Source organism: Pseudomonas sp. BF-B-26, from assembly GCF_019956495.1.
GTDB lineage: Bacteria > Pseudomonadota > Gammaproteobacteria > Pseudomonadales > Pseudomonadaceae > Aquipseudomonas.
This window is the reverse complement of the sequence record NZ_JAHBDP010000146.1, coordinates 57,396-71,251: the sequence shown is the minus strand read 5'-3', so window position 1 is coordinate 71,251 and position 13,856 is coordinate 57,396. Positions and strand designations below refer to the sequence as shown.

Here is a 13,856-nt window from a genome sequence, read left to right as displayed (position 1 = left end):
CCGCTGATGTCACGCTAAATGTCCATACCAGTTATTTAACCAGCGTGATAAATAACACTCAGTAAATTGTTGGAGGCGCATCGAAATCAATTTGCTCCGCCAAATTGTTCACCGAGAATCCCCTCCAGTGCTGTTCCTTAATCGCTCGGGCTTCGTCAATGCCTCTCAAACGGGCGCGCCCCTGTCGACTTGATTTTTCCTGTGCTTTTCTCTGCTTAGCATGCTTTTTATCAGTCGCCGGTTTCGCCTCTGAACCAAGATGATCCAATTGATCGACCAGAACTACTTCACTAGGGATCACACACTCAGCCTGCGTAGCCAAGGATTCGGTGTACTGCTTTTGGTCACGTTTACCAGCCTCTTTAGCCGCTTGCCGCTTACTTCTTGCTGTCTTTCGGTATTCTTCCTGGGCAATTGCCTCACCAAGCGCTAACGAGGCGGTACCTTCATGAGAATAAGTTCCATCCCGCTCGCCTCTCTGCTGCCTCTCTACTCTATAGGTGGCGTATTCAGAGCTTCGCCCTGCCACGTTCCTATACTCCGGAATTTTTACATATTTTCCATCCTCATTAAGATCTACGTAAATATGTGAAAAATCATTGGGATCAAACTTAACAATCAACTCATCACGAGTTTTATCTTGCAGGCAGGGTGCATAATAGAATCTGCTATGCATCTCAATTCCGCCTGTACGAATCAGCTTCGGCTTTTCCGGGAAGAGCACATACCTGAAGTTTTGATAATGTGACTCGTCGATCTGGCGTGGTAGAGCGTGATGTGCAAAGTGCTCCTTCCATTTCGTGGCAGGAAACATTTTGATGGCGCTATGTTTACGATTGTTATACGCATGTATAGCGCATACGAAAAACTTTCTGAGCGCTGAAATTGTAAAGGAAGCCCTGCCTTCACTGTCCTCATCGCCGCGTTGCTGTATATTCGAATAAGTAGTCCCTCTTAAAAAATGAATATGGGAGCTCATCATCGTGCCGATCAAACGCTCAATGTGGCCTCCCTGATGTTTTTTTCCAACATCACGATGCTCAACTTTGACGCCGAATCTTTTGAGATTAGCCTTCAACACTTCGGAGCGAAATTCCGCCGCGTTGTCTGCATGTATGACATCAGGAATGCCATACATTGGCCAAATGTGTTCGTCCAGTCCCAAGCTTGCCAACATGTTGGTTTTCGGGAGGACGATGTTCTCGATCAGCATCGCTACCGTGACCCCGTTTGGTGGGAGCAAGGAGAGGTAGAAGCCCACAATGGCGCGCGTATGTATGCAAATGGCAAAGCTCACCCAAGGACGATCGATCACCTTGCGGTCATTCTCGTCTACAACGATCAGATCTACACGTGTGTGGTCGATCTGAACCCATTCCAACGGACGCGTTGTAACTTTGTAGCCTGGCCGTGCTTCGAGGATATCAGCCGCCTCGGTTTTGCCGAGGCGCATCTGCGTCAAGAAGCGTTTACCCTTAGCCCTCAGCCTTCGTCGCACAGCATGATAGCTGGGCCTTTTCAGCCCCCTTTCATCTGCGAGTACATTAGCTGTAACCCAAACCTTCTCGATCGTTGCTGCTTTTCCCCTATAGGCGCGTATCGCATCCACAATCAATTGTTCCATCTCAGCACCAAACTCCAACGGCGTATTTCGTCGCCCTGGGGCGCCAGCCGTCACCGCGCTTAGATCACCTCCATGTGCACGCACCCTCCGAATGATTTTGTGAAACCCGGAGACTTTGATACCTATGAACTGAGCTGCTTCTTTGGCGGTTAGATCGCCGGCAAGATACAGCTTGATGGTAGGTATTCGCTCACTTGCAACTTCGTATCGAGTCACACTGTGCTTTGAACTGTTAACATTAAGTTCCGCCGCTGTAGTAGTTTTTGCGGTAAAATGTGAACTACCAGAAGACGATGATTGTTTATTATTAATTACTGGAGATTGAGTCTTGGTACTCATTCCGCCTACCTATATCCAGCGGGCAGCCAATAGTCAAGGTTCACCCCGAGCCTATTCACACCCTTCCGTTATTTTTAGGTAGTGGTTATCACTTGCTGGTTGTTAAAGAGCGTCATGTCGAAAGCGGTATTAGTCTCACTTTTCTACACCCTCCCGGTCAATAGCCCCACTCTAGACATCGAAAACGCTATTTATTAATATATTGACGTAAATATGCATATATTGCCAAGTCCTTGTAAGCCACGCTGAAACAGCTTCCAACCTTACATGACGGGAGTTTGACAGAGATGAGTGCGTGACAATGAATAGTGCGATCAAATAAAACCAGCGATAATTAACTATTTATTGACGTGTTTTTTATAATCAAAGACCAAGGCTTCAGATGATTTTTATCGCATATCATCATAAAAAAGTACGCATATTTTTAAGGCAGCGAGAGTTTATTTTCTGAATTTGCACTATTTCAGGACATAATCCTATCATGTTCAGATCAGCAACTTTTCTGGACACAAACAGAAAAAGCAACGAATAATCTGGACACTTTCCTCAGAAAAGTTGCAATTAAACTGGACTCAATCCTAAAAAATGTGTCCAGAAAGCAAACTCAAATGCTGGAGACCTTGGATTGCGTGGCCCGCAGGTTGTGTCCAAAAATAGCGAAGGTCACATGCCCGTCAGCCTCTCAAACAGCTGCGAATGTTCGGGAAATTGCTCGCTAAGCTTTTGCCGACTGCCCAACTCCATATCTGCAAAATCAAACCCTGGTGAAACCGCTTCACTGATCAAACCGTATCCCGCCAATCCATTTGTAAGCTGCGAAGCTTTCCAGACGCCGCCCGGCACATGTAGCTGCAGACATTGTCCGGCGATTATATCGCTGCCCATCACAACCGTTTTTAATGTGCCGTTCGGGAAAATCAGGCTGTACCGAATTGCATCTCCCACATGGTAGTAATGCACGATGTCCGATTGGTTCAGATGAAAATGACCAATCGGCGAATCCTTGGTCAGCAAGTAGTAAATGGATGTCATCAGGTAGCGCCGGCCACCAGCGGTCTCAACCATCGTGTGGTGATCGGTTTGAAAGGTTCTGCGGTAGAAACCGCCTTCCATGTGGGGTTCCAGGTTCAGTGCTGCGATTACAGCCTCAGCGTTGGGAATGTGTTTATCAAAGGTGTTGGTCGTCATGTTGATTGAGCCCTCCAGCCTTTGAAATAGCGAGCCGTTAATGCGATATCTCTATTATGATTATGGAAACAATTAATAATAACTATGCTAAATAGCTCTTTAGTAGAGCTAGCTAATAGAGCGTGAGCATACGAGTACTCACTCCTCGCCCGCTATTGTTGTTCACACTGCACGTGTGTTTGCTACCCGAGCCGTGCGAATAAACAAGGCGCGCACTTTCTCCCAGAAAAATAGATTCGATGGCGCTTAAAAAGCGTACCAGTCATGTGCCCATTTGGACGGCTATGCTCCAGTGAACTTTGTTGGTCGGGACATGCGTAATGCATCCAGGTACAACCCTGCTGAAGTGGCCAGGCCGGCTCGTGCTGCTCGGCGTACTCGGCCTCAGTGGCTGCGTACGACTTGGGCCCGACTTCCAGCCACCCGGCGAAGAATGGGTCAAACACTGGAGCACCCCTGCCCTTGAGCAATCCAGCCAGCGGAGCCTGAACCCGGACATTCGTCAGTGGTGGCAAGTTTTTGCCGATCCGATCCTCAATCATTTGATTGCCCAGTCGGATGCAGGCAATCCCGGTCTCAAAATCGCCGGCCTGCGCGTTATGGAAGCCCGTGCCCAACTCGGCATTGCTCAAAGTGGTCTTTACCCGCAACTGCAGCAGGCCAGCGTCGACAGCCTTTACTTCAACCGCAGGCAATCCGGCGGGACCAACCCGCAAGACAGCCATTTCTGGCAACACAGCGCGGGGTTCGACGTAGGTTGGGAGTTGGACTTCTGGGGCCGCTTCAGTCGCGCCATCGAGTCGTCCGATGCCAGCTACTTCGCCGCCCAAGCCAACTATGAAGACGTACTCGTACTGCTGCGCGCGCAAGTGGCCGATACTTATTTTTCGCTGCGCACCACCGAAGCTCGCTTGCGTGTCGCCCGGGAAAACGCCAAACAGCAAAAACGCAACTTCGAGATCACCGAAAAGCTCTTCAACAGTGGCCAGACTGCCGAACTCGACCTGCAACAAGCCAGAACCCAGTACCTGGGCACGTTGAGCACCATCCCCAATTTCGAAGACCAGTTGCAACGAACCCGCAATGCGTTGGCGGTGCTGATTGGTCAGCCGCCCGGTGCACTGCCACAACTGGTCGAGTACGAAGGATTGATCCCGCTGGTCGATCGTGCCGTGTTGCAAGATGTACCGGCCAACCTGCTCCTGCGTCGGCCCGACGTGCGCGCCGCCGAGCTTAACGTCGCCGCCCAGTCAGCGCTGATTGGCGTGGCCGAGAGCGACTTCTATCCGTCGCTGACCTTGCTGGGCAGCATCGTCTGGTCAACCGACACGCTCAGTGGCACACCCCGGAATCTGGATTTAATTGGCGGCCCCAGTCTGCGCTGGAATCTGTTCGATCACGGCCGGATCAGCAACAACGTGCGCGTGCAGGATGCGCGGTTGCAGCAGCTGATCGAGGCTTACCGCGACAAGGTTCGCCAGGCAGCACGCGAGGCAGACGATGCGGCCTATGGCCTGATCAAATCCCTGGAGCGCGAACGCATCCTGCGTGAGGCCGGAGTGGCGGCCAAGCGTTCGCTGGTGCTGGCCAGCGTGCAATATCGCGAAGGTTATTCGGACTTCCAGCGGGTGCTGGATGCACAACGTGCCTTGCTCGAACAACAGGACAATTACCTGGTCGCCCGCAGCAATGCCGTCAGTAATGTCATCGCCTTGTACAGGGCCATGGGCGGTGGCTGGTACAGCGCCCAGCCGAGGGTTGATCCGACCACCCGCCAACAGATGGAAAAACGCACCGACTGGGGCGATCTGCTGAAAGAACCCGCCACTGCACAGCCTGCCATTCCAATGTCTTACAAGGTAAAAGACCAATGAGTGAAACCGCCCCTTCCTCGTCCGAGCCCCCAGTCGCCCAAGCACCGGCGCCGACTGCCGACCCGGCGAAAAAAGGCATCAAATGGGTCCTGTTACTGATCCTCCTGAGCCTGACCTGGTACCTGTTGGCGGATCGTTTCACACCCTATACACAACAGGCCCGGGTGGGTGCCTTTGTGATTCCGGTTGCCTCGGAAGTGGCGGGCCGCGTGACCCGGGTGAACGTGCGCAATAACCAGGACGTCAAGGCCGGCGAAATCCTTTTCGAGGTGGACCCTCAGCCGTACCAGATTGCCGTCGACCGTGCGCGCGCCGACCTTGAATCGACCCGCCGACAGATCGGCGCAAGCACCGCCGGCATTGCCTCGGCGCAAGCCAATCTGCGCGCAGCCCAGGCCAATGAACTCAAGGCGCGTCAGGACAATCAGCGTCTTGAAGGTTTGTATCGCGAAGACCCCGGCACTATTTCCGTACGACTGCTCGAAGTGTCTCGCGCCAACCGCGAACAGGCGGTCAGCCAAGTGGCCGCTGCCCGCGCCGAAGTGCAGCGCGCGCGTGAGCAGGAAGGTGGCAGCGAGGAAGACAACGCTTTGCTGCGCAGCGCCGCCACGGCGTTGTCCAAAGCTGAACTGGATCTGTCCAACACGCAGATTCGTGCTCGCTCGGCCGGACTGATTACGGATCTGCGTACTGACGCCGGGCAATTCGCCGCTGCCGGTAGCCCGGTCATGACCCTGATCGCCATTCATGATGTGTGGATCAGTGCGGACATGACCGAGAACAACCTCGGTCTGGTGAAGCTCGACACACCGGTGTCGATTGTTCTGGATGCTCTGCCGGGCGAGGTCTTCGAGGGGCGCGTGCGCAGCGTCGGTTACGGTGTCAGCGTGGGGCAGACACCCGCGCCTGGCACCTTGCCCAGCGTGCAGAACAGCCGCGACTGGTTGCGTCCGGCCCAGCGTTTCCCAGTCATTATCGAGTTTTCGCCAGACTCATTGAACACGTTGCGTGACAGTCGGGCGATCCGTGCCGGCGGGCAGGCCGAAGTCATGGCCTTCCCCTCCGAGGGCAATCCGCTGAACCCGCTCGGCCGCGTGTTTGTGGGGTTCATGAGCTGGCTGAGCTATGCCTATTAAGGGCATGTCTACTCGGCGCACGCCGCGGGATCAACGCGCACTGCGCCTGGCCACCGGTACAGCGTTGTGCCTCACCGCCAGTTTCGGCCTGGGCTTGCCGATTCCCTTTCTGGCGCCGGTGCTTTGCCTGCTGTTGCTGGCTTCGGTCAATCGCCCGCTGCCGTTCAAGGCCGGACTGGTTCTCGCACTGGCCGCCCTGTTGACCACCGGCATCGGCCTGCTATTGATCCCGGTCCTGCGTTATTACCCCATCAGCGGCGTGCTATTGATCAGCGTCGGTCTGTTCCTGGCCTTCCGCTTTGGCCTACGCGGCGGCAACACCTTGATCATGACCTTCCTGGTGATTGGCCTGACCATGATTTCCTCGGCCGGTATCGCCGAATTCGATCTGGCGGCGATGGTCATCGACGCACTTGCCAAGGGTTTGCTGCTCGCCGTTGTTGTCGTGGCGTTCAGTCATGGGTTATTCCCGGATCCACCCAACGCCCCTTCTCCGCCGCCTGCCCCACCCCTGCCGGCAGAAGAGGTCAGTCGGGTTGCGCTGCGTGCAACCCTGATCGTATTACCGGCATTCCTGCTGGCGTTGATCGACCCGGCCGGTTATTTGCCGATCATCTTGAAGGCCGTCAGCCTGGGCCAGCAAAGCTCCACGACAAACGCCCGCATCGCCGGTCGCGAACTGCTCGGCTCGACCTTGCTCGCAGGCCTGTTGGCGATCCTCTTCTGGAGCGCCCTCAGTCTGTTTGTGCATCTGTGGATGTTCTTTCTGTGGATGTTGCTGTTCGGCCTGGTGCTGGCGCGCAAGCTGTATGCCCTGAGCCCGACGCGGTTTACCCCGGGGTTTTGGCTCAATACCCTGATCACGCTGATCATCCTGTTGGGTCAGTCGGTACAGGACAGCGCAGCAGGCAAGGACGTTTACACAGCGTTCGCCATCCGCATGGGTTTGTTCATCCTCGTGACGTTGTATGCCTGCCTGATGGTTCATCTGCTCGAACAACGGCAGGAAAACGCTCAAGGATTAACCTGATACCCCTTCCCTTGCAGGCAACTGGTATAGGCCGTTGAACTGGTCGCCGCACTGGTTTTCTCTTGCGCCCGGCGTTCCTGACGCTGACGCGAACCTCCGACGACCGCTCCTGCGGCGGCGGTTTCCTTGGCGCGATTCTGACGATAGTCCTGCTTGCGGTCTTCATCGACCTGATCATAAAACTCGTCATGTTGACGTCCCCGCACCTGCGCCCCCGCAGCCCCTGCGGCAGCGCCCGCGGCGGCCCCCTTCAATCTTCCACCGGAAGGAGGCGGTGCAGTCGAAGTGCTCTGACTGGCCGCGATATTGTGGCAATCGGTGATATCCGCCTGGGTTTGTTGCGAACTCTGCCCTTTCATCGGCACGACCGTTTCGGCCCATCCCTGGGTCCAGGAAACCGACAGTGCGATGCACAGGCTAATGAATGACAGCCTTTTCATGATGACCTCCGACAGGGCCCGGCACTTTGCAAGCACACTGGGTCGGTAGACAGATCGCTCAATACGTCACACCTCGTGATCCTGAGCGTGGTTCAGCATAAAAGATTGTAGATCACCCCTTCTCAACCGCCCCCCTTCCCTATTCGTGGCCCGCCTCGCAGAACTATTTTTCGCGCCTGCACACGCCATGACCTAACCTGAATGGCTACAGCCGCTGGAGGCATGCCTATGCGTCCTGCATTGAAATTACTCTTATTCGTTGTGTTCGCGCTGATGGGGGCGAACATCGGCGAGCTGTCGGCGGATGAACTACCCAACACGTCTAGAAACGGTGAGGCCAGCGCCACCTCTACCGTGTCAAAAAGCGATCTGGAAGCACTGCAATTGAGGCTGGACAACCTTAAACAGCAGGTGTCACTGACCAGTAACTACACCCAGTTGATAGGCTTTCAGGACAACGTACAGTTGCTCTTCAGTGATGTGGACAAGTTGGCGGCGGTGTTACTTCCCGAGCAAACGCAATTGCAAGCGCAACTCAGTGTGCTCGGGACGTCATCCGCCACCAGCGTTACCATGGAAAAGTCCGATCTGGTGAAACAGAGGTCCTATCTCAGCGCACAAAAAGACAAGGTGGATAACGATCTCAACATACTGCAGGCCATCAAAGAAGGTGCTGCTAACCTCATCACTCAGATTGCCAGCATTCGGCGTACCCAACTTGAAACCGAACTGGCCCAGCGCACCGCCAGCTTCCTCAACCCCCGGTTCTGGTTGCCGGTGTTTTCTCCACTGGAGGAGGATAAAAACCGTCTGAGGTTTTTGATTGACCAGTCCAACAATGTCATCCAGTCCGTCTGGCAACCCGGCCGGCGTACCGCGACCGTCACGTTGTTATTATTGGCCCTGGCCTTCTGGACGCCGGGGCGAAGACTGGCTGAACGTGGTTTGACATGGATCTGTATCCATCGAGTACCGGAAGGTCGCCTGCGCAGAAGTTCATTGGCGATAGCGACGGTAGTTGCCACGATGTTGAGCGCAGGTTGTGTAATACAGCTCATCTCCGCGGCGACTACCCGCCTTGAACCATTGCCGCAGCCCCTGCAAGGTTACTTCGACGATGTCGAGAAAGTCGCTTACGCCTGCGCCCTGATTATCGGTCTGAGTCGGGCCCTGTTGTCTAAACGCAATCCCTCATGGCGGTTACCTGGCATCGCCGATGAAGTAGCACTTGCAATAAACCCTTTTCCGGCGCTGCTGGCCGGATCAATGCTGATACTCATCTCGCTGATACAAGTCACCAATGCGACGGGTATGAGTACGCAAATGGTACTTTTCAGCCGGGGCGTGGTGTCACTCGTCGTCATCCTGATTATTGGTGCGCTATTGCTACGCGTCAGTAGAACCCGCCGAGCGATGGTCATTGCCGGGGGACACCCTGAGTCAGGTACTACGCTGGCGGGGGTGATTTATACCGGCCTCAGTATCGCCGTGTTGATCTCGATTTTTGGCCTGCTGGTCGGTTACATCTCCCTGGCCCGGTTCATCACTTACGAAGTTGTCTGGCTCTATATCGTTATTGCCAGCTTCTATTTGCTGACGCAGTTGTTCAGAGACTTGTGTGATTACCTGTTTTCGCCAAAACAACCAAGCGGCAAAGCGATCAAACAGCTGCTGGGTATCGGCGACGTTCGGCTTGAACAAATCGAGGTTGTTGTGGCGGGTATTGGCAGAGCGGCCTTACTGTTAATTGCTGTGATTACAACGTTTGTGGGGGGGATTGGAGCGACCTTTGGCCAACTGACTGACAGGGTTTCAGCGATCCTCGGTGGCGATGGCTTGCGCAAGCTGAACATCATTCCGGGCAATCTCTTGAATGCGGTCCTCGCGCTGTTGATCGGCATTTACCTGATTCGATCGCTGCGCAGATGGCTGGATAACGAGTTCCTGCCGAAAACCGATATGGACCCCGGCATGGGAGCGTCGCTGAGCACCCTGTTCAGTAATATCGGGTACGTATTGGTCATTCTGATGGCGTTGTCTTCATTGGGCGTCAAATGGACCAATCTGGCCTGGATCGTCAGTGCGTTGTCAGTGGGGATCGGCTTCGGTTTGCAGGAGATCGTCAAGAACTTCGTATCCGGGTTAATCCTGCTCACCGAGCGTCCAGTCAAGGTCGGCGACCTGATCAGCATCAGTGGGGTCGAAGGCGATATTCGGCGAATCAATGTCAGGGCCACGGAGATACAGCTCAGTGATCGCTCGATCGTGATCGTGCCCAACTCGCAGCTTATTTCCCAGAACCTGCGCAATATAACCATGGGCGGCAGCGCCCAAGGGGTGGCCACACTCGAACTGGTGTTCCCTCTGGATATTGACCCCGAGCAAGTCAAAACCCTGCTGTACACCACCTATTGCGAACATGAAACCATCCTCGACAAACCCTCCCCCGTTGTTCGATTCAGCAATCTGAGCCCTGAAGGCATCACATTGACCATCACCGGCTATGTCAGCAGCCCAAGGATTGTCAGTACGACCAAGAGCGATCTGCTCTTTGAAATCCTGAAGCGATTGGGTGCGGCCGGCATTGAATTAGCCAAGCCTGTTCCTCCTGCGTAATACCCATCAATAGCCTGCCTGGCGCCTGAACGTGCTCGTGATCACGCGGGAGCGTTGTGAATTTGTGCGCCTTCGAGTGATACGTTTATTTTCACCGTGTTGCATTATGAAATAAAACATGTCATTTATAGCCACACAAAATCATCAGGACTGATCCACCGTGCCAGATCGGATGGCCTGTACAACCCCAACGCCCCTCCAAGGAGTCAACAATATGAACAAGACAGAACTTCTAGGTGCTCTGGCACTGTGCGCCGCAAGCTTGCTGGCTCACGCCGACGAAGACAGCCTGCGCATCGGTATCGAAGCCGCCTACCCACCCTTCTCTTTCAAGACGCCGGAGGGCAACGTCAGTGGTTTCGATTACGACATCGGCAACGCCCTGTGCGAAGAAATGAAGGTCAAATGCGAGTGGGTCATCCAGGAATTCGACGGCATGATCCCATCGCTGAAAGTGCGCAAGATCGATGCCGTGCTGTCGTCGATGTCGATCACTGAAGACCGCATGAAGTCGGTCGACTTCAGCAAAAAGTACTACCACACGCCGGGCAAGTTCGCGATGAAGGCCGGCAACGTGATCAACGACCCGCTGGTTGATCTCAAGGGCAAAAAAGTCGGGGTGCAACGCTCATCGACCTACGACCGTTTTGCTACCGAGCAGCTTGAAAAAGCCGGGGTCGAAGTGGTGCGCTACGGCTCACAAAATGAAGCCTTCCTCGATCTGGCGTCGGGTCGACTGGACGCGACGCTCGCCGACATCGTCAACACCGACGAGAGCTTCATCAAAACGCCGGCGGGCAAAGGCTTCGCGCTGGTGGGTCCGGACATCAGCGACCCGAAATATTTCGGCCGAGGCGCCGGGATTGCGGTGCGTAAAGGCGACAGCGTGAACGTTGCACGTCTGAGTACAGCGATCGACGCCATCCGCGCCAACGGCAAGTACCAGCAAGTGATGGCCAAGTACTTCGCGTTCGATATCTACGGCGAATAAGCCTTACCTGTAACCCTGTGGCGCCGGCCTCTTGCGGGCGCTTTTGGGCTTGTCTCGCGCGCATTTTGGCGCACGTTTGAGGACTTTCATCATGCTTCACGGCTACGGATCGAGCATTCTCGATGGCGCCTGGCTGACCATTAACCTGGCCTTGACCTCCATGAGCATGGCGATTGCTTTGGGTCTGATCGGCGCGGCCTTTCGGTTGTCGCCGCTCAAATGGCTGGCGATGCTGGGCGAAGGGTATACCACTCTGATTCGCGGTATTCCTGACCTGGTGTTGATCCTGCTGATCTTCTACGGCGGCCAGGATCTGGTGAACCGCATCGCCCTGGCGCTCGGTTACACCCACTACATCGACATCAACCCCTTTATCGCTGGCGTCTGCACCATGGGTTTCATTTTTGGTGCCTATCTCTCGGAAACCTTTCGCGGCGCGTTCATGGCGATTCCTAAAGGTCAGGCCGAGGCCGCTGTGGCGTATGGCATGAGTGGTGGTCAGGTGTTCTGGCGGATTCTGGTGCCGCAGATGATTCGGTTCGCCATCCCGGGGTTCACCAACAATTGGTTGGTGCTGACCAAATCCACCGCGCTGATTTCGGTGATCGGCTTGCAGGACATGATGTTCAAAGCCAAGAACGCGGCGGACGCCACCCATGAGCCGTTTACGTTTTTCCTCGCGGTGGCGGCGCTTTATTTGATGCTGACCAGCGTGTCATTGCTGGTGCTGCGTTACCTGGAAAAACACTACTCGGTCGGCATCAAAGCCGCCGAATTGTGATTGGGAGCAACCCCATGATTCTCGACTACAACCTGATCTGGGAAAACCTGCCGCTGTATTTCAATGGCGCCTTGTTGACCCTCAAAGTCCTGCTGATTTCCCTGGCCTTCGGCCTGGTGCTGGCGATTCCGTTGGCATTGATGCGGGTGTCCCGATCGCCCCTGATCAACGTCCCGGCCTGGCTCTACACCTACGTGATTCGCGGCACGCCGATGCTGGTGCAATTGTTCCTGATCTATTACGGCCTGGCGCAGTTCGCAGCGGTACGTGAAAGCGCGCTCTGGCCGTACCTGTCCAGCGCAACCTTTTGTGCCTGCCTGGCCTTTGCGATCAACACCAGTGCCTATAGCGCGGAACTGCTGGCCGGCAGTTTGAAGGCCACGGCCCACGGTGAGATCGAAGCCGCCAAGGCCATGGGCATGTCGCGCTTGACCCTGTACCGCCGCATTCTGCTGCCCTCGGCCTTGCGCCGGGCGTTGCCGCAGTACAGCAACGAAGTGCTGATGATGCTGCAAACCACCAGCCTGGCATCGATTGTCACCCTGGTGGACATCACCGGGGCCGCGCGTACGGTCAGTGCGCGGTTCTATCTGCCGTTCGAGGCGTTCATCACGGCCGGCCTCATTTACCTGGCCCTGACCTTCATTCTGGTTCGCCTGTTCAAGCTGGCCGAGCGTCGCTGGCTGGCGTACCTGGCACCGCGCAAGCACTAAGGAGCTGTTATGGAGCACATTGAATACCTGTTGCCGTGGAGTGCTTCGGGCACTGAACGGAAACTGTCGCTGTTTCGTTTTGGCAGCGGATCGCGCAAGGCCTACATTCAGGCGTCCCTGCATGCCGACGAGTTGCCGGGGATGCGCGTGGCGGTTGAACTCAAACGACGTCTGCGGGTGCTGGAAGAACAAGGTCGCCTGAACGGCGTGATCGAGTTAGTGCCGATGGCCAATCCGATTGGCATCGCCCAGATGTTCCAGGCGACCCATCAGGGGCGCTTCGAGTTTTCCAGCGGGAAGAATTTCAATCGGGATTTCCCGGAGCTGACCGAAGCCGTGGCGGCGCAGGTGAAAGACCACCTGGGCGACAATGCCGACGTCAACACTGCACAGATCCGTCGGGCCATGGCCGATGTCCTCGCCGACATGCCACCACCGATGTCGGAACTCGATGGCTTGCGCCGCCTGTTGCTGCAACATGCCTGTGACGCCGATGTAGTGCTGGACCTGCACTGCGATTTCGAGTCGATCATGCTGCTTTACGCCATGCCGCAAAATTGGCCGCGATTGCGTTCGTTGGCCGCTCGACTCGGTGCCGGCGCCGCGCTGCTGGCCGAGGGTGCGGGCGGCAGTGCCTTCGATGAGGCCTGTGCGATCCCTTGGTTGCGCTTGGCTGAGCTGTTTCCTGAAGCCGATATTCCGCTGGCCTGCGTGGCCACCACCATCGAGTTGCGCGGCATGGCCGACACCGAACGCGAACAATGTGTCGATAGCGCCGAGGCCATTCTTGGCTATCTCGCCGAACAAGACCTGATCAGTGGTGACTGGCCAGCAGCGCCACTGACCTGTTGTGAAGCGACGCCATTCGCCGGCGCGCAGTACGCCTATGCGCCGCACCCGGGGGTGGTGAGTTTTCTGCAACCGCTGGGTGCCCGGGTCAGGGTGGGCGATCCGCTGTTCGAAGTGCTGGATCCGCTGACCGATCGCCACAGTATCGTGCGCGCCAGCACCGACGGCACCCTCTATGCCCGAGAACGCCTGCGCTTTGCCCAGCCCGGTTTGTGGCTGGCCAAAGTCGCCGGCACCCGTCTTATTCGCCAGGGTCGCTTGCTCAGCGACTGATT

At 55.7% G+C, this 13,856-nt stretch carries 11 protein-coding genes; 8 read left to right on the top strand and 3 right to left on the bottom strand.

Features of this window, described 5'->3' with window-relative positions; genetic code table 11:
• Window positions 1–58: 58 nt before the first annotated feature.
• Together KGB03_RS30745 and KGB03_RS30740 are read right to left on the bottom strand one after the other, a co-directional pair.
• Window positions 59–1,963: a transposase family protein gene (locus KGB03_RS30745; RefSeq protein WP_223530901.1), complete on the bottom strand. Its 1,905-nt coding sequence runs from the start codon at window positions 1,961–1,963 to the stop codon at window positions 59–61.
• 663 nt (window positions 1,964–2,626) lie between these two features.
• Window positions 2,627–3,151, bottom strand: a complete 525-nt coding sequence (locus tag KGB03_RS30740; RefSeq protein ID WP_223530899.1) for a cupin domain-containing protein — start codon at window positions 3,149–3,151, stop codon at window positions 2,627–2,629.
• Between the two features lie 320 nt (window positions 3,152–3,471).
• Between KGB03_RS30740 and KGB03_RS30735 the strand changes: the two genes are divergently transcribed.
• From KGB03_RS30735 to KGB03_RS30725, 3 genes are read left to right on the top strand one after another with little or no spacing between them, the layout of a single operon-like run.
• Complete coding sequence (locus KGB03_RS30735) at window positions 3,472–5,025, top strand: efflux transporter outer membrane subunit (RefSeq protein WP_223530897.1); 1,554 nt, start codon at window positions 3,472–3,474, stop codon at window positions 5,023–5,025.
• Window positions 5,022–6,161 carry an HlyD family secretion protein gene (locus KGB03_RS30730; protein WP_218534722.1) on the top strand — a complete coding sequence of 380 codons (1,140 nt, stop codon included), beginning with the start codon at window positions 5,022–5,024 and terminating at the stop codon, window positions 6,159–6,161. The genes KGB03_RS30735 and KGB03_RS30730 overlap by 4 nt, the downstream gene beginning before the upstream one ends.
• A gap of 4 nt (window positions 6,162–6,165) precedes the next feature.
• Window positions 6,166–7,191: a DUF2955 domain-containing protein gene (locus KGB03_RS30725; RefSeq protein ID WP_411740398.1), complete on the top strand. Its 1,026-nt coding sequence runs from the start codon at window positions 6,166–6,168 to the stop codon at window positions 7,189–7,191.
• Here KGB03_RS30725 and KGB03_RS30720 read toward each other — a convergent pair.
• Window positions 7,176–7,631, bottom strand: a complete 456-nt coding sequence (locus KGB03_RS30720) for a YMGG-like glycine zipper-containing protein (RefSeq protein ID WP_111451651.1) — start codon at window positions 7,629–7,631, stop codon at window positions 7,176–7,178. The genes KGB03_RS30725 and KGB03_RS30720 overlap by 16 nt on opposite strands.
• A 228-nt stretch (window positions 7,632–7,859) precedes the next feature.
• On the opposite strand from KGB03_RS30720, the gene KGB03_RS30715 reads away from it, so the two are divergent.
• The 5 genes from KGB03_RS30715 (at window position 7,860) to KGB03_RS30695 (ending at window position 13,854) form a co-directional block, all read left to right on the top strand.
• Window positions 7,860–10,247 carry a DUF3772 domain-containing protein gene (locus KGB03_RS30715; RefSeq protein WP_218534721.1) on the top strand — a complete coding sequence of 796 codons (2,388 nt, stop codon included), beginning with the start codon at window positions 7,860–7,862 and terminating at the stop codon, window positions 10,245–10,247.
• A 214-nt stretch (window positions 10,248–10,461) separates the two neighbouring features.
• The gene (locus tag KGB03_RS30710; RefSeq protein ID WP_046047038.1) at window positions 10,462–11,238 is read left to right on the top strand and encodes an ABC transporter substrate-binding protein; all 777 of its coding nucleotides are present in this window, start codon (window positions 10,462–10,464) and stop codon (window positions 11,236–11,238) included.
• A gap of 91 nt (window positions 11,239–11,329) precedes the next feature.
• Complete coding sequence (locus KGB03_RS30705; RefSeq protein WP_192409382.1) at window positions 11,330–12,019, top strand: ABC transporter permease; 690 nt, start codon at window positions 11,330–11,332, stop codon at window positions 12,017–12,019.
• Window positions 12,020–12,033: 14 nt separating this feature from the next.
• Window positions 12,034–12,732: an ABC transporter permease gene (locus KGB03_RS30700; protein WP_111451647.1), complete on the top strand. Its 699-nt coding sequence runs from the start codon at window positions 12,034–12,036 to the stop codon at window positions 12,730–12,732.
• A gap of 9 nt (window positions 12,733–12,741) precedes the next feature.
• Window positions 12,742–13,854, top strand: a complete 1,113-nt coding sequence (locus KGB03_RS30695) for a succinylglutamate desuccinylase/aspartoacylase family protein (protein ID WP_223530892.1) — start codon at window positions 12,742–12,744, stop codon at window positions 13,852–13,854.
• Window positions 13,855–13,856 lie beyond the last annotated feature (2 nt).